The sequence below is a fragment of the Streptomyces sp. NPDC090445 genome (assembly GCF_044769385.1).
Classification (GTDB): Bacteria; Actinomycetota; Actinomycetes; order Streptomycetales; family Streptomycetaceae; genus Streptomyces.
In genome coordinates this window covers 15,809-32,940 of the sequence record NZ_JBIVXV010000010.1, presented here as the reverse complement: position 1 = coordinate 32,940, position 17,132 = coordinate 15,809, and the positions used below count along the sequence as shown (strand labels likewise).

9 protein-coding genes are annotated in these 17,132 nt (G+C 70.5%); 2 read left to right on the top strand and 7 right to left on the bottom strand.

Translation table 11 applies throughout. From position 1 onward, the window contains the following. Window positions 1-21 precede the first annotated feature (21 nt). From ACIQUT_RS20810 to ACIQUT_RS20795, 4 genes are all read right to left on the bottom strand, one after another. Entirely contained in the window at window positions 22-5,151 is a 5,130-nt protein-coding gene (locus tag ACIQUT_RS20810; protein WP_403564484.1) for a class I SAM-dependent DNA methyltransferase, read from the bottom strand. A 13-nt stretch (window positions 5,152-5,164) separates the two neighbouring features. Next, window positions 5,165-8,188 (bottom strand): SNF2-related protein, encoded by a 3,024-nt coding sequence (locus ACIQUT_RS20805; protein WP_403564482.1) that lies wholly within the window; start codon window positions 8,186-8,188, stop codon window positions 5,165-5,167. Between the two features lie 70 nt (window positions 8,189-8,258). Then, window positions 8,259-9,509 carry a protein kinase gene (locus ACIQUT_RS20800; protein ID WP_403564480.1) on the bottom strand — a complete coding sequence of 417 codons (1,251 nt, stop codon included), beginning with the start codon at window positions 9,507-9,509 and terminating at the stop codon, window positions 8,259-8,261. Between the two features lie 125 nt (window positions 9,510-9,634). Next, window positions 9,635-10,342: a hypothetical protein gene (locus ACIQUT_RS20795; protein WP_403564478.1), complete on the bottom strand. Its 708-nt coding sequence runs from the start codon at window positions 10,340-10,342 to the stop codon at window positions 9,635-9,637. A 188-nt stretch (window positions 10,343-10,530) separates the two neighbouring features. Here ACIQUT_RS20795 and ACIQUT_RS20790 point away from each other — a divergent pair, with 188 nt between their 5' ends. Then, on the top strand, window positions 10,531-12,426 hold the full coding sequence (locus ACIQUT_RS20790; protein ID WP_403564477.1) for a DUF4357 domain-containing protein: 1,896 nt from the start codon (window positions 10,531-10,533) through the stop codon (window positions 12,424-12,426). After that, window positions 12,423-13,640, top strand: a complete 1,218-nt coding sequence (locus ACIQUT_RS20785; protein ID WP_403564475.1) for an McrC family protein — start codon at window positions 12,423-12,425, stop codon at window positions 13,638-13,640. Before ACIQUT_RS20790 ends, ACIQUT_RS20785 begins: the two co-directional genes overlap by 4 nt. A 217-nt stretch (window positions 13,641-13,857) precedes the next feature. Here the strand turns inward: ACIQUT_RS20785 and ACIQUT_RS20780 are convergent, their stop codons facing one another. From ACIQUT_RS20780 to ACIQUT_RS20770, 3 genes are read right to left on the bottom strand one after another with little or no spacing between them, the layout of a single operon-like run. After that, the gene (locus tag ACIQUT_RS20780) at window positions 13,858-14,376 is read right to left on the bottom strand and encodes a flavin reductase family protein (protein ID WP_403564474.1); all 519 of its coding nucleotides are present in this window, start codon (window positions 14,374-14,376) and stop codon (window positions 13,858-13,860) included. Between the two features lies 1 nt (window position 14,377). Beyond that, entirely contained in the window at window positions 14,378-15,415 is a 1,038-nt protein-coding gene (locus ACIQUT_RS20775; RefSeq protein WP_403564472.1) for an LLM class flavin-dependent oxidoreductase, read from the bottom strand. Next, window positions 15,412-16,725, bottom strand: coding sequence for an LLM class flavin-dependent oxidoreductase (locus ACIQUT_RS20770; RefSeq protein ID WP_403564470.1), 1,314 nt, complete (start codon window positions 16,723-16,725; stop codon window positions 15,412-15,414). Before ACIQUT_RS20770 ends, ACIQUT_RS20775 begins: the two co-directional genes overlap by 4 nt. Window positions 16,726-17,132 lie beyond the last annotated feature (407 nt).

Sequence of the window (17,132 nt, the reverse complement as noted above, 5' to 3'; positions counted from 1 at the left end):
GCGCTGGAGACCGTCGGTGGTTCACGCCGAGGGCGGCGTCCAGCGGCCGGCCGCGATCTCCGCATCCAGCCGCGCCTGGAAGTGCGCATGCGCGGCCCGCATCTCGGCCTCGCGGTCGGCCTTGTAGAAGGGGGCGACGAAGCCGGCGGGCGGCGGCGTGTTGCCCGGGTCGGCGAGGTGCGCCTCGAAGTCCAGCCAGTCTTGCTTGGTTTGACCATGACCATAGGTGTTGAAGTTCTCGGCGATCTTGCGCCCTTCGCCGTCGAACCAGGTCTTGGACTCGTAGTCGTGCAGCTGTGGGTAGCGCGACTTGAAGATCGCGACGAGCTGATCCGCCGTGATGCCGACCCATGCGGAGACCAACGCATCCAGTTCGACCATTGCAGCACGGCGTTCGTGCTCGGTGCGGAGTGGGGTGGCGTACTCCCAGGTTGGCTTCAATCCTGCGGCAAGGGGCTTTAGGCCAGGCCACCCAGGGTTGCCCCAGTCCTCATAGCCCGCCCAGCGGGGGTCGAACAGCTCTTCCCAGATAGGGGCGTAGTGCTTAGAGAGGGCGTTGAGGCGGAGAGCGCGGAGGAGAAGAGCCTGGGCCAGAGGGTGGTCGGGTGCTGGCGCAGGCATGTTGCGGGCGTTGGTGACGTTGAGGTGCCCCTGACCGGTGATGCGTAGCAGGTAGTCCAACGGGAGCGAAGCCCAGAAACCAGCATTCAAGGCTGTGAGTCGGGTGTCAGCCAGCGACATGCTGCGTACTGCATCGACGTGGGCAGGCCCAGGAGGAATGAGCGCAGCGTGTAGGCAACGGCTGCTGTCGAACGGGATCATTTCTCGCCAGGTCAACCGAAAGTATGACGTGAAGGGCCTTCCATGCCAGTTGTCCTGGGCCGTGCGATATGTCTCCTCATTCGAGGCGCGCACATAGTTGGTCACCGGGATGTAGTCCTCGGGCAGCTGGGCCAGAGAAAGTAGATCCCAGTCCCTATTACTGCGGCAGGGAATTCTCGGCTGCTTTGAGAAGGGTAGTGCCGCGGCAAAGTGTGGCCCTTGCAAGACGACATTTGCGAGATCGGAGACGCCTTGAGTTGACCAGAGGATTAGGCCAGCCTTCTTGGAGCTGGCCTCGTGGTAACCCGCAGAAATAAGAGGCTGAAAATTGGCAAGTTTAGTGCCGTAGGAAGCCAGAGCTTCGATTGCTCCCTGCTCGCCGCGAAGGACCGGGTAGAGCAGGGGAGTCTCCGTTGCCGACCCCTCTGAGTTGGTCAGTGCTTGCCACCTTCTCAGAAGATTGGTGTCTACGTGCACCACGCGTTCAACATGCGGCCGGATGTCCCATGAGCCGTGGTGCTTGATGCCAGGGGCCTCGCCGCTTCCGTCATGAGTCAGAGAGCCGGGCAACACGTCTGCGCCGCGGAGCTCGCTCAGGTGCAGGAAGTCGGGCTCTTGCGGGGTGCCGTAAATGTGCATCGCAAACTCTTGGGAACGGTTCAGGTCTTCGAACGCCCAGTTGGACGAGTTGACGAAGTGCCCGTGTACCCGCAGGTGTCGATATGCTGCTGCCCGTATAGTGCCTTCGCGCACGCCACCGAAGTGTGTGTCCGGGTGGATTAGGCCCGCACTGCCGTGCCGCGCTAGATTTCGCCAGACTTGCGACATGAACGCGCGATACAGGTCGCCCTGGGTCCCCGCAAGGAGCGGGTAAGAGGCCGAGCTGCCCAAGATGCCTACGCCCCCCGAGTGAACGGCCAGCTCCGCTAGCACGTAAGTGCGATGATGTGCGTTGCCATCTAGTAGATCCGCCTTTCTCAACCGCCACTCTGGAGCGCCCGGCTTCTCCGCCAGCACGAACCACGGATCCAGCTCCGCGAGGACCAGGTCTTCCCGCCATTGTGGCCGCACCCACGGCGGGTTCCCCACCTGGAGGTCGAAACCACCAGTGCCTCCAAAAACGTGGGCGAACTCCAGCTCCCAGTGGAAGAAGCCCTGGTGGTCGGCTACCTCGCCCGCGACCGCCAGCCACGGGAAGCGGTTCTCCAGCCAGTACGAGCGGTCCATGCCCATCCAGTCGGGCAGTTCGTCCTCGTACCGCTCCAGCGCGCCGAGGGAGTCGAAGGAGGCGACCAGCGACTCTGCCGGGACATCGTGGGTGCCGAGGAGGGCCTCCGCGAAGTCGAGCCAGTCCTCCAACGAGGCGAGGGGGATTACCTCGCGGCGCTGCTCGGTGAAGGCGGCTTCGGCCTTGCGGGTGCCCTTGCGTCGCTTGTCGAGGTCGCCGCGCTTGACCTCGCGGACCGTGACGTTGCCGAGGAGGTCGACCTCCTCGTAGGTGTGGATCACCTCGTCGGGGTTGGAGTCTGCCGAGGTCTCCAGACCCGGAGTTGCCGGTTTTGCGTATACCCCAGCGTCCGTACCGTCCAGCAGGGCGGCCTTCTGTACCGGCCAGAACCACAGCGCGCACCACGCGTCCATGACCTTCTTCAGCCGCCAGTACGGGGTGTCCACCGCGTGCAGGTCCGCCAGGACCTTCTCCCGCGGTACGGCCTCCTTCGGGGCGCGCAGCCAGCCGTCCTCCGCGCCCCAGACGTCCACGCGACGCGAGATCTCCCGCTCGGAAATCTCCAGGCGCTGGACGACCAGGTCCCACAGGTACTCCGCCCGCCGGGCCAGGCCCTGGAGGCGGGCCGTCTGCTTTGCGGTCGGGGACTTCGTGACGGCCTTGCGCCAGGCGGCCAGTGCCTTCGCGGTCTCCGGGGCGAGGGCCTTGGCCTCCTTCTCGGCCGCCACCGCGCCCCACTCCTTCGCCGGGAGGAGGAAGTGGTGGACCGAGCCCTCCGGGAGGGGGGTGCCGGACTGTGCGTCTGTCAGCGGGTGGCGTTCCGGGGTCGTGCCGAGCCAGCCGCCCTTCTTCAGCTTCTCCGGCCCGTACACCTCGCGCCGGCCGCCGATCAGCGAGTTGCCGCGCCGCAGGTGCAGGCCGAACCAGGGCGCCTCCATGCCCGGGTGCATGGTGTTCAGCCACAGCGAGACCTCGGCCAGCTCGACCGCGGTCTCGTTGAGGTCCACGCCGTACGAGTTGTGCAGCGCGATGTACGCCTTGGCCTTCTGGAGCTCGACCGCGTGCTGCTCGGTGTCGATGAAGCGGTTCAGTTCCTTCTGGCGGCGCCGCAGGTACTCCGCGGCGACCTGGTTGATCGCCTCGTTGAGGAACGCGCCCGAGCCGAGGGCCGGCTCGCAGATCTTCCAGTCCAGCAGCTCACGCGCCTGTGTCGTCGTACCGTCCTGGTCCAGGCGGTGCTGGAGCGCCAGCTGCACGGTGACCTTGGTCAGGGACTCCGGGGTGTAGTACGAGGCCGAGGTCTGGCGGTCGCGGCCGGAGAGCCGGTAGACGAAGGAGCCGGGGACGTAGCTGACGCGGAGTTCCTCGCCCGTGTCGCGGTCGCGCCGCTTCACGAAGACCGTGTCCGGGTACTCCTCGATCTTCGACTTGGGTACCAGCCAGGAGCCGTCCTTCGGGTCGCCGCCCTTGGCGACCTCGTACAGCTCCTCGCCCGCGATGAACCCGGAGTACGACATCAGGCCCTCGTACACCGCGCCGAGCTGGTTGATGCCCAGCTGGGCGTACGAGATGAAGCCGCCGCGTTCGCCCTTCTTGCCCTTGGTGAGCATGAGCTTGTGCAGGACCTGGTACAGGGTGGCGTTGCGCAGCCGGGTGTCGAGGTAGCGGACGGATTCGCCGCGGGCCAAGGCCTCGTCGGCGTCGTGGCGGGGGTCCGTGATGGTGTCCGCGCCGATGAGCCGGATGGACTCGGGTTCGAAGAGCTTGGAGTGCAGGGGTTCGAAGCGCAGCCCGATGTCCTCGCTCGTCTTTGCGTCGAGGGCCGTAGTGGGCTCGGCCGCCTCGCCGTGGGTGCGGCGCGGGCGGTAGCCGTCCTGGACCTTGCGGAACAGCAGGTCCAGGGACTCGTACAGGTAGAAGCCGCGGCGGGACTTCTCGTCCACGAGGTCCCGCTCGGCGACGAGTTCACCGAGCCGGCCGAGGCCGTACCCCATCTGGTACTCGGGGTAGTCGGACGGCAGGATGCCCAGCTCCGGGCGGGCCTCGGCGTAGAGGAGGAAGAGGATCCGGTAGAGGTAGCGGAGCGATTCGCGGGTCAGGCGGCGGCCGAGTTCGGGGAGTTCGCCGATGTCCTGCGGGTGTACGCCCTGCTCGCGGAGGCGTTCCAGTACCTCGTTGGCGATGAGCTCGACGCTGACGCGGAGGCCGTCGCGGAGCTCGCTGGAGACGCCGACCGCATGCTTGGTGGACTTGCCGACGAGCTCGGCGAGGGGGTTCTCGCCGCCCGCTTCGGGCGTGCGCAGCGAGTCGGCGCCGAACAGGGCGGCGACCGTGTCGAGTTCGCCGCCGTTGCGGGTGTCGTTGCGCTGGAGCGCGGTGTCCAGGGAGACCGCGAGGTAGCGGCCTTCGCCCCAGACGACCCGGTCGGCCAGGACGACGACACCGCCGACGAGCAGCAGGACGTAGCGGGGCGGCTCCTCGCACGCGAACAGGAACGAGGCGAGCTTGGAGCCGGTGGCGAGGCTGTTCGAGCCGTCGAGGGCGACGGGTTCGAGGAGGCGGCCCGGGCCTTCGGAATCGAGGGCGGCGTCGGGCTCGGCGGCCCAGCCGCAGTCGACCGCGACCAGGCCCTTCTCGGCGTGGGCGACCGGGACCTCGTAGGTCTGGCCGGCCCGGTCCACGGTGAGCGTGCCCGGCTTGGCGTCGTAGCCCAGGGCGCGGAGCACGTCGGAGTTCAGGGCCCGGACGCGGTCCCGCCAGGCGGGGGAGCCGTAGGTCGCCGAGTCGTCCTCGGTGTCGGGCGCGGAGGCGGTGCCTTCGGCGTCCTCGGGGAGGGCGAAGAACGAGCGGGCCCGGAAGTAGTCGCGGCGCAGGGCGCGCAGGCCGGCCCGCGGGGTGACGGGCAGGGCGGTGGCCTTGGGTTCCTTGGGGGTGTCGTCGGCGGGGGTCGCGTCGGTGCCCGTGCCGGCCGGCGGCCTGGCGGCTTCCTCCCGCTCCTTCCAGGTCTGGAGCAGGCCCGCTTTGAGGTCCTTGGGCAGCACCTCGGCCAGGTAGTGGGCCGAGAAGTAGTCGCCGCGGTTGATCAGGGAGTCGAACGTCATGACGGGGCTCTTCTCAGAGGGCGGCGGGTGCGGCGGACAGGGAGGCGGCGGCGGGGGCGGGGCCGTCCGCGTCGGGGTCGGGCACCAGGACCGCGAGGACGCGCAGCATCGGGCGCTGCCCGGTGGTGAGCAGGTCGTCGGCGAGGTCGGTGAGGCGCCTCTTGGCGGTCTCGCCCGCCAGGGTCGGCTGCTCCCACTCGCCGAGGCGGAGCTTGTGCTTCTCGATGGAGTCGCGCAGCGGCCGGTCCCAGGCGTCCCGGTGCTTCTCCATGAACGCCTCGGCGGATTCCAGGGCCCCGGGGATGCCGGCGGCCAGGGGAGCCGGGTCGCGGCGGCGGAGGGTGTTCGCCATGGTGGGGCCGACTCCGGAGCGGCGGAGCAGGGACACCATGTCGTCGTCCACGAGCCCGTCCCCGGACACGCCCATCCACTTGACGACGGTCGGCCTGCCCAGGGCGTTCGAGTACACGCCCTGGATCAGGTACGTCGGCTCCGCCACGGCCGCGGTGATCACGGGGGCTTCCTGGCGGCCGAGCCGGACCAGCACCTTGTCGGTCAGCCACTCGACGACCGGGTGCAGGTCGGTGAGGTAGGAGATCTCCGGCCAGCTGGAGGTGGAACCCGCCTCGCGGGCCCGCTGGAGGGACTGCTGGGCGAGGCGCCGGTTGAAGGTGACGAGGACCCGCTCGCGCAGGCCCTGTTCGCGCAGGTAGTCGGAGGGAAGGGCCCTGAGCCGGTGGAGCAGGTCGGCCGGGGGCTTGAAGGACAGCAGGCCGGACTTCTCGTCGCGGTCGAGGTCCAGGCGCTCGCGGGCGTCGGGGAAGACCTCGCGCAGGGCCTCGTCCAGGAAGTGCGCGGTCGAGGTGAACAGACGGGGGAGGACCTGCCCGGTGTCGGTTGCCGGGGCGCCCGCCTCGGACGGGGCGAGCGCCTGGGCCGGCGCCGGGGTCGGCTCCGAGGCCGTCTCCGGCGGCGTCCCGGCAGTCGGCTCCGCGGTGGCCGTGCCCTCGTCCGCCGGCGGCTGCTCATTGACCCCGCCCCAGAAGTCGGCGAGGAAGTCGCCCATCGCCGCCGCGTCGGACTCGGCGTCGTTCCGGCGCGCGTCCAGGGACTCGTCGACGGTCTTCCCCCGCAGCAGGTCCTGGATCAGGGACTTCTCCTCGGCCTCCGCGCGGTAGAGGCCGGAAACGGCTTCGGCGGTGCCGAGGGAGCGGTGGGCCTGTTCCTCGCGGTCCAGGAGGCGTTCCGCGACGAGGGTGTCGTCCTTGGCGCCCTCGATCCCGCTGGTGAGGATGAGGGCGCGGAACTGCGGCTGGTGGGCCTGCCCGTAGCGGTCGATACGGCCGTTGCGCTGTTCGATGCGGATCAGGGACCAGGGGACGTCGTAGTGGACGAGCTGGTGGCACTGGCGGTGCAGGTTGACGCCCTCGGAGGCCACGTCACCGGTGAGGAGGATCCGCACGGGGGCGCCGGCGAGCCCGAACTCCTCCACCACGGCCATCTGCTGCTCGTCGGAGAGACCGCCGTGCATGAGGCGGGTACAGCCTTCGGCGGCCTTGCCGCGGAATCCGAGGGCGGCCGGCAGGACGCCCGCGAGCCACTCCAGGGTCTGGACGCGTTCGGAGAAGACGACGACGCGGGTGTCCGAGCCGGGGCCGACACCGATGCCCTTCAGCTGTTCCACCAGCTTGCCGAACTTCGCCGAGTCGGTCTCGGTGAGGTCCGCGGCCAGCTCGGCCAGGCGGTGCAGGGCGGACGACTCCGCCGCCGTGCCCTGGGGTTCGTTCTTCTTCTCCAGGGTCTTGATACGGGCGGCGACGGTGGCCCTGAACGCCGCATGGGAGGAGAGGAAGGACTTGAGGAGCGTGTACGGGAAGAGCGGGACCGAGCTGACGGACGTGCCGCCGTCACCCGGCAGCCAGACCGCCGCCAGCTCCTCGAAGACCTTCTCCTCGGCGGGGGTGGCCGGACAGTGCACGGACTCGGACGGGCCGCGGTCCGCCCACTGTCCCTTCATCTGCTCGCGGACCTCGGGGCTGACCTTCGTCCGCCGGATGAAGAGGTGCTCGATGTCCTTGGCGCGGTAGTTCTCCGGGTCGCGGATCGCCGCCGGGTCCAGCAGTCCGATCAGCTCGGCGAAGGACCGCGCGTCACCGTTGTGCGGGGTGGCGGAAGCGAGGACCAGCGCGTCCGTGCGGGGCGCCAGGGTCTGGGCGAGCTGGTTGCGCAGGGAGCCCCGGTTGATCAGGTTGTGGGATTCGTCGATGACGACCGCGTCCCAGCGGATCTGCTCCAGGTGGTGCCGGTACTGGTCGGTGTTCTTCAGCGTGTCGATGGAGATGATCACGCGCTTGAAGAAGGTGAACGGGTTGCGGCCGGCCGGGATCTCCCGCTGGATCCGTTCGATGCCCACCGAGTCCAGCCGGACCAGCGGGATCGCGAACCGGGTCCACAGTTCGTGCTGGAACTGCTCCAGCACGTGCTGCGGGGTGACCACGAGGATGCGCTCGCCCCGGCCGCGGCGGATCAGCTCGGCGAGGGTGAGACCGATCTCCAGGGTCTTGCCCAGGCCGACCACGTCCGCGATCAACAGGCGCGGGCGCAGGTTGTCGCCCGAGAGGGCCAGCTCGGCGGGCCGGCGCTGGTAGGAGAGCGGATCGAGGAGGAAGGAGTCGGCCAGTGCGAGCCGCTGCTCGGACTGGGGCAGGGCCGTGCGGCGCAGTACCGCCTCCAGGAAGAGGCGGGAGCGGCGGTGGTTCGGGGAGTCGTCGGCGATCAGCCGGGTCTCCCGCGGATCGATCAGCTCGATGCTGTCGAGGCGGGTGAAGAACACGGCCTCCTGGTCGCGGACGAAGTCCGACACCCCGACGACCTCCACCCGAGCGCCGTCCTCCGCCGTGCGCACGCAGTTCCGCACCAGCCACACCTCGTCACGGACCAGGACTTGCGCGCCCGCCGGGAACTGCTCCTGCACGGCCGGATCCGCCGGATCCGCCACGTCGCCGTACTGCTCGGAGCCGGTCTGGAGGGCGGTCACCAAGGGCCTCCTGTGGTGTTTCGTGGCGGATGGGGCAAGGCCATCCAGTATCGCGTGTGGTCGGTCGGGGTCAGAAAGTCGCGCGGGCGGCGTAGGTCTCCCGCAGCCGCTGCGCCGTGATCCGTGCCTGAGCGGAGTGGCGAACGCGCCGGGGGCGGCTGCCCGCGGGGGCCGGGGCGGCGGTCGGGGAAGGCGTTGCGAGGGTTCCGGCGGGCTGCGGGGCGGTGCTGTCCGTCGTGGCTCCGGGGCCGGTGGACACGGCATCGGCCTCGACGGGGAGCGTCGGGGTGGGCTCGGGGCCGGCCGGAGGCAGGAGCAGCGTGGTGGCGACGGCCTCCGGCTGCTCGCCGGCCGGTCCGGCAGCCGGCTCCTGCTCGGAGGTGTACGGAACGGTCGCGGGGTCGGCCGCCGGCAGCGGCTTGCCCGGTGCCGGCGGGGACGCGGGCGCGGCCGTGTGCGTCGTGAGCCGGCGGCGGGCCTGCGCGACCTTGAACCCCTGTGCCTCGATCACGGCGCGGCACTGTTGCACGACGTCGTCGAGGGTCGGCCGGTCCTGGGGGAGGTGCGCCAGCATTCCGGTCAGGAGGGGGACCAGCTCATCGGGTACCCCTGACAGGTCGGGGGCCGTCTCCGGGTCGGTGACCTGGTGGAACAGGACGTGGATGTTGGCCGCCTGGTAGGGCAGGTGGCCGGACGCGGCGAAGAGCAGGACGGCGCCCAGCGCGTACACGTCCACCGCCCCGGTCAGCGGCTTCACGCCGTTCGCCTGCTCCGGAGCCATGCACGACGGGGTGCCGACCACGGTGTTGGGCGCCGTGAGGGACACGCTCGACTCGGCGAAGACCGCGAGCCCGAAGTCGATGATCTTCGGCCCGTTGGGGCCGAGCAGCACGTTGGCCGGTTTGAGATCGCGGTGCAGCAGCCCCTGCTTGTGGACGGTCGCCAGCGCCTCGGCAAGGGTCGCCCCGAGCGAGGCGGTGAGCAGCGAGGGAAGGGGGCCGTTGCCGGTCACGTGCCGGCTCAGGTCGGGGCCCTCGATGTACTCGGTGGCCAGCCACGGCGGGTCCGCCTCCGTGTCGGCGTCCAGCAGCGCGGCGATCCGCGCGCCCCAGACCGTCTTGAGGATCTCGACCTCTTGTGCGAAGCGCTGCCGGGTCTCGGAATCCACCACCGAGGGCTTGATCACCTTGACCGCGGCGGGTTCCCCGCCGGGGGACTCGCCGAGGTACACCTGCCCCATCCCGCCGTGCCCGATGCGGCCGAGCAGCTCGTAGCCGCCGAGCTCGGTGGGGTCGTGCGGACTGAGGGGCGCGATGTGCACGGGGCGTGCCTTCCTTCTCTTCCGGCTCTTCCGGTCATGGGTGCTGCCGCACACGCTATCCAGCGCAGGGATGTCCTGTATCCGCCCCTCGGAAATATCCCGAAGGACCCCTCCCCGGCACCTGATCACGCGGAGGCGTCGTCCCCGAGGTCGCGTCTGCGTTCTTCGAGGCACCGCAGCCACAGCGCGTACGCCCGACGCGCCTCGTGCAGCGAGGCCCGGGCGAAGCCCTCGTCGGCGAAGCCGGCCTCGGCTGCCTGCCGGACGACGCCGACCAGATGCGCGGCGACCTGCTCGGTGCGTGCCCTGTGGGCCTCCCGCAGCCGCGGTTGCAGTTCCTCCCCGCGGGCCGCGAACGCGAGCAGGTTGTCCAGGGGCGCTTCCTCGTCCCCGTATGCGGAGGGCAGCGCAGGGAGGTCCAGCCAGGTCAGGCTCCGCACGGCCGGCGGCGTGTCGCCGGCCGTGTCCTCAAGGTCGAGGATCCGGTTCAGCAGGGCCCGCGGTCCGTCGGTGGCCCGGACGGTCCCGGCGGCGGCGTCCAGAGCGTCCAGTTGGGCGGGGATGCCTGCCGACGCCTCCGCCGTGAGGAGCTCCCGGAGCCGGGCGGCGACGGCCTGCCCGGTATGCGAGGCCGTGTCGATGACCTCGTCGTACGCGTCGAGCTCGGAGAAGGCCCGTGCGGCGGCGCGCACCGCCTTGGTCAGCATGTCCGCGCTGTCGCCGTTGAACCTGCCGACCGCCCGGGCCAGCTGCGCGGGCGTGAGGGAGGCCGCGGAGAGCGACTCCTCGGCCTGTCGCTGCCCGCCCACGGCGTAGGGTGCCTCGCTCTCCACCGTTCCCCCTGTCGTGGTGGCGTTCCTCAGCTGTAGATCATGAACGGTCGGGGAGCGCCGGGGCAATCCGCGCCTGCGCGGGGAGACGACTGCGGCCAGTGTTCGGCCGGAATTGGCCGGAATCCTGCGCTCGGCCCCCGGCGTGATCACCAGAGCGGCACAATGCGGCCACACGATCGAGGAGGACCATGGCCGAGAGGTATCCGGAGTTCCAGCTGAGCCTGCCCCACGGCGGACCCGTGGCGCGCGGCAGGCTGCTGTCCGAGATGGGGACCAACGGCAGCCAGAAGATGGTGGTCCTCGCCGGATCCCCGGCCAGGCCGGACGTCACCGCGTCGTTCCCGGTGCGGATGCCCGCATCGCACAGACTGCGGGAGAAGCTGATCGCGGAAGGGACGATACTCGCAACCGCCACCTGGCCCGGGTGGTTCGAAGTCGTCGGGGACGTCGAGTGCAACTCGCCGTCGGCCGCCGCCGAGATCCTCATGGGCCGCAGCGCCAACGGCTGGCTCGCGTGGCGGACCGCCGACGGCCGACCGCTGGCCGACTTCCTCGAACAGGTCTGGTCCGGCCCTCCACGAGCATGGCTGGTACGGGGGCCGCACGCCACCGGCCTCGACCTCGTCCGGCGGACGTGGATTCCGGAGGGACGGGTGACGCTGGCCGCGTCCCGGTTGCGGCCGGACGTGGCCCAGGGCGTCAGCAAGGAGCAGCTGCGGGCCCTGGTCGACGAGGACTACGAGTCCACCGCGACGTACGACGAGAAGGAGCAACTCGTCGACGGGTTCCACGCCTTCTTCTCCCGCATGCGCCCCGGGGACACGGTGTGCACGGTCGTCGACGGTCTGCTGTACGTCGGAGCGATCACCGGCCCTGCCGAGCAGAAGGTCGCCGAGGACGGCGGCAGCAGCCTCCGGCGCCCCGTCGACTGGGCGGGCAAGGACTTTCCTCTCGGCGGGCTGCCCGGCGAACTGCGGCAGAGGCTGGCCGTGACGCACGAGGTGGCCGACCTGACCTCGGTGAAGGCGATCATCGACGGCCTGGGCGTCAGCGACAAGGAGCTGGTGGAGGAAGCGGCCGACGGCGAGGCCGAGCCGGGGGCCGAGCCCGCGGCCGTCACGGCCCGCCGTGCGGTGGAGCTTCCCGAACCCACCGAGGAACTGCGCCGGACACTCCACGTGCATCGCGTCGACTGGCTGGAGGAGGTCAGGAACCTCCTCGCCGACGAGAACCAGTTGATCTTCTACGGTCCGCCGGGGACGGGGAAGACCTTCCTCGCACAGAAGCTCGCCGAGTTCTTCGGCGGCGGACCCGAGCAGGTCAAGCTCGTCCAGTTCCATCCCTCGTACGCGTACGAGGACTTCTTCGAGGGCTTCCGTCCACGTGAGGACCCGAAGACGCGGGAGGTCGCCTTCCGCCTCACGGCCGGCCCGCTGCGCGAGATCGCCGGCGTCGCGCGTCGCGAGGGGAACCGGCACATCCCGCACTTCCTGATCATCGACGAGATCAACCGGGCCAACCTCGCCAAGGTGTTCGGTGAGCTGTACTTCCTCCTGGAGTACCGCGACCAGTCGGTTCGGCTCACCTACTCGGGAGAGGACTTCTCCCTGCCGCGCAACCTCTTCATCATCGGCACGATGAACACGGCCGACCGTTCGATCGCCCTCGTGGACGCGGCGATGCGGAGGCGTTTCGCCTTCGTCGAGCTGTCTCCGGACGTCGAACCGACGAGCGGGCTCCTGGGCCGCTGGCTGGAAGGGCGGGAGGGGCGGGAGGGGCCGGAGGGGCGGGAGGAAGGAGCGGACGGAGCGGACGGTGAGCTCGCCGACCTGCTGGACGCCCTCAACGCCCTCATCGAGGACCCCGACTTCCGGGTCGGCCCGTCGTACCTGATGAAACCCGGAGTCTTCCGGGAAGGCGGGCTGGAGCGGACCTGGCGGACCAAGATCCTTCCGCTCCTGGAGGAGCACCACTACGGCGAGGGCATCGACATCCAAGGACGCTACGGGCTGCCCGCGCTGCGGCGGGCCGTTGCCCGGAAAACAGGGCGAGACGACGCGCGCGAAGACCTCGACCAGGCATGACGGCTTCTGTTTCCCTCGTGGAGCATGCCCCCGCCCGCTCGTTCCGCCTGCCGGACACCATCGGGCGCGCGCTCCTCGACTCGAAGATCCTGGAGCAGGCCGCACCCGACCCCCACGAGCGGGGGATGTGGCGGCTGCGCGCCGGCAGCAAGGTCGGAGCCGTGGCCGTCACGGTGCCCGGCGGGGAACGGATCACCGTACGGATCGCCCCCAAGGTGCCCGTCGCGCGCCTGCTGTTCCTGCTCGGCTACAGCCGCGACCCGCGCGGCTGGCGTGACGGCGCGGTCGACCTGTCCGCTCACAGCGAGCTGCTTCCGGCCTTCGCGCACGCCGTCGAGCGCCAGACCGAGCGCGCCCTGCGGCAGGGGCTCCTCCAGGGCTATCGGACCACCGAGGAAACGGCCCTCGTCGTACGCGGCCGGATCCGGGAGGCCGACCAGGCGAGACGCCGGTTCGGCCTGCCCCTGCCCGTGGAGGTGGCCTACGACGAATTCACCGCCGACATCGCCGAGAACCGCATCCTGCGCACCGCCGTCGACCGCCTCCTGCGCCTCCCGGGGGTGCCTCAAACGGTGCGGACGCGTCTGCGTCACCACCGGGTGCGACTGGCAGAGGTCACACCGGTCGCGCGGGGCCGGGAGATCCCGGCCTGGCGGCCGACACGGCTCAACGCCCGGTACCACCAGGCGCTGCGACTCGCCCGGGTGGTGCTGGACGGCGCGTCGGGCGAGCACCTTCCGGGCGGGCTGCGCATGGACGGATTCCTCTTCGACATGAACACCGTCTACGAGGACTTCGTGTGTACGGCGCTGCAGGAGGCTCTTCGCCCCCACGGCGGACGGAGCGTCTTTCAGGCGCGGGATGTGTACATGGACGAACGCTCCGCAGTCCGTCTGCGACCCGACTTCGTCTGGTACGGAGACTCGGGGGTGCCGCGCGTCGTCGCCGATGCCAAGTACAAGGCCCGTGTGAAGAAGGGCTATCCCAACGAGGACCTCTACCAGATGCTCGCCTACTGCACGGCTCTCCGACTGCCCGAGGGGCATCTGGTGTACGCGAAGGGCAACGAGCCTCACACGGACCACCAGGTACGGCACGCTGGAGTGACCCTTCACCAACACGCGCTGGATCTGGACCAGGAGCCGAACGAGATGTTGGCGGACATGAGGATCCTGGCCCGACGCATGGTTGTGGGAAGACGCGAGAAACTCTGATCCGGGGCCCCAGGGGCGGCGCGAGGGCTGTCACCGGACGTCGCTGCACGCGACAGTTCGGCGCCCGATGACGCCGTGCAGGCGGTGCTCCGTCATCTGCCGGTTTGCGGGTGGGGCGGTCTGGTCGCCCCGTACCCGGGATCGCGTCCCGTCGTTCGGGTTGGCGGATTGCTGTCCTGCTCGGCCTCCAGGGTTTGGTGGGGTGGGGCGGGTCCGGTTACGGGTCCTGGTGGGGGGCCAGGCGGCGGAAGCGGCTGCCGTGGAAGACCAGGGGGGCCGTGGCCGACGCGGTGCGCAGGTGGTGGATCTCCAGCAGGGCGATCGTGTGATCGCCCGCCGGGACCTCCGCGAAGACCGAGCACTCGAACCAGGCCGCCGCGCCGTCGAGGAAGACCGCCCCGTCCCGGGAGGCCCGCCAGCCCACCTCCCGGAACCGGTGCTCCGCCGCGCCCGCCAGGCGGCGGCACGCCGCGGCCTGGTCCTCGGCCAGCACGCTGAGGCCCAGCCGCAGCCGGCCCTGCAACTGCGGCCAAGTGGACGACGATTCCTGGATGCACGCCGACAGCAGCGGTGGCGTGAGGGACACGGACGTGAAGGCGCTGACGGCCATGCCCACCGGTTCACCGCCGACCAGGCCGCACAGCGCCGTCACACCGCTCGGGAAGCAGCCGAACGCCTGCTTGAGCGTCGGCGCGTCCAGCTCGGCGGTGTCGAAACCGATCAGGTTGTCGATCACGTCAGACGGTGGCCCCGTGGCGGCCGGCCGGGCGGGTCAGGCCCAGTCGGTCGCGCAGCGTCGCCGGTCCGGGCGGGGTCGCCGGGCCACCGTTCGTCCGGCGCACCTCGGCCGCGAGGGACAGTACGGCGTCGTGGGCCGCGTCCGGGTCGGGGGAGGGTGCGTACAGGGTGAAGCCGTCCGCGCCTTCCGCCTCGTACACGGCCAGGAGGTCGTCGGCGGCCCCGGTGGCGCCGTCGGCCGGCCAGTCGAGCAGGACGAGGACCTCGTCGGGGTTGCGCCCGGCCCGCCGGGCCTGTTCCCGCAGGTCGTCGCGGACCGCCTTGGCCTCCCCGGCGCTGTGGGCGGGCAGCAGGACCACGTTGGCGATGCGGGCCGCGAGGGCGAGTTCGCCGGGGTCCGTCGCGCGCTGCACCAGGGGCGGGTGCGCCTGGGGCGGGCGGGCGATGTTCAGCGGTCCGGCCACGTCGAAGTACTCGCCCGCGTGGTCGAGCGCGTGCAGTCGTTCGGGGACGAAGTACGCCCCCGAGGCGCGGTCCCTGAGGAAGGCGTCGTCGTCGAAGCTGTCCCACAGGCCGGTGAGCACCTCGGCGAACTCCGTGGCGCGGGCGTGCCGCTCCGGCGCGGTGCTCGGCTCCCGGTGGTAGTTGGCGGCCGCGTCCGGATCGGCGTGGACGAGCGGCTGCCAGCCGCCGCGGCCGGCGCCGAGGTGGTCGAGCGTGGCCAGGGCGCGGGCCACGTGGTAGGGGAAGGCGTGCTCGGTGCAGACGGAGGGCACGATCCCCACGCTGGTGGTGCTGACGGCCAGGGCCGCTGCGAGGGTGCCGGCCTCGAAGTGCGGGTCGTCGGCCGGGTCGGGCGCCGCCGCATGGCGGTCCGCCAGGAGCAGGGCGTCGATCCCGGCGGCCTCGGCCTCCCGGGCGCGTCGGCGGACCTGCGCGAAGGAGGTGTCCCCGCTGCCCTGCGCGCCCGCGCCGGCCGGCCGGGCCGCCGTGATCAGGCGTGTGAACAACGGGATGCGGCCATCGCTGCGGGTCATGCGGCACCTTCCTCGAACGTCGTGGCACCGGCGAGCGCGGTCGCGTCGGCCGGGGGAGGGCTCGCCAGCCCCAACTTCTCGCGCAGCGTGCCCTCGGCGTACTCCTCGGACACGAGACCTCGCCGCCGCAGCTCCGGCACGACGTGGTCGACGAACGCGTCCAGGGAGGCCGGGAGGTGGGGGAAGTCGACGATGTAGCCGTCTGCGGCGCGCTCGGTGAACCCGCGCTCCATGTGGTCCGCCACCTGCTCGGGGGTGCCCGCGAAGAAGTCCGCCACCTGGCGCAGTGCGAGCTGGCGGAGCGTCAGGTTCTCCCTGCGGGCCAGCGCCGTCCACATCGCCCGCGTGCTGGACGAGCGGTTCGAGGCGGGGATGTCCGGCACCGGCCCGTCCAGCGGGTACTTCGTCAGGTCCACGTCGCCCAGCTGCTCCTGGAGGGCGCGGACGGCGACGATGTCGGGCACCAGGTCGTGCAGCTCGCCGATGAGCCGGCGCGCCTCCTCCTCCGTGCCGGCCACCAGGGGCTGGACACCCGGCCAGATCTGCACCTGCTCCGGGTCCCTGCCGTGGGCGGCGACCCGTCGCTTCAGGTCCTCGTAGGTGGCCTGGCCGTCGGCCAGCTGCGTGTGCCGGGTGAAGATCACCTCGGCGTGGCGGGCGGCGAACTCCCGGCCCACGGGCGAGGCTCCGGCCTGGAAGATCACGGGGCTGCCCTGCGGGGAGGGCGGCAGGTTGAGCGGTCCGCGGACCCCGAAGAACGACCGTGCGCCGGCTGCTTCGGCGGCCGTCGGCCGTTCGAGACCCCACAGCCGCTTGGCCACGCCGATGAACTCCTCGGCGCGCACGTAGCGCAGATCGTGTTCCATGTGCTCGGGGAAGCCGAAGTTGCGCGACTCCCACGGTGCGGCGGAGGTGACCACGTTCCAGCCGGCCCGGCCGCCGCTGATGCGGTCCAGCGAGCTGAACCTGCGGACGACGTCGTACGGCTCGTTGTACGTGGTGGTCGCGGTGGCCGCGAGGCCGATGTGCTCGGTGCCGGCGGCGTAGGCGGCCAGCAGGCTCAGCGGCTCGAAGTGCTCGTTGCGCGCGGTGCGGCTGATGTGCTGGACGTCGGTGCCCCACATGGCCACGACGTCGGGCACGAACACGCAGTCGAACCGACCGCGTTCGAGCGTGCGTACGCACGCCAAGTGGAAGTCGAAGTCGAGCTGTGCGTCGACCGGCGTGGAAGGGTGCCGCCAGGCGGCGATGTGCGAACCCGGGCCATCGATGATGGCGCCGAGTTTCATGGTGCGTTTCTGGTGAACCATGCGAACTTCCCTCAACGGACGTTTTCGAACGAATAGCTCTCCGTGGAACGCGGATCTCGGCGAGCGTTCTGGTCGGTCATGCGGACCGACCGTACTAGACGGGTGGGATTACGGCGACCCGCTCCCGGAACTCATTGCATGCTGAAACCAGACTGAAACCGGTCCGGTCCATACTGGCGAGTAGGTGCTTCGGGGGCCACCGGGAGCGTCGCGTCGTCGGCCCGGTCCCCGTAGCGCTTTCCCAGTGAAATTGAATGGTCGTCGGGGTGCCGGGGCAGGAGAGGTGTCGCGAGGTCACAGCGCCGGCAGACCACTCCCGCAGGGCGGATCCCGAGGGCTTTCAGCGCCCCGTCCGCTCTGTTCATGCTGAATTCGTTTCGTTTCGGATCTGCGTGTGACGCGTTGCG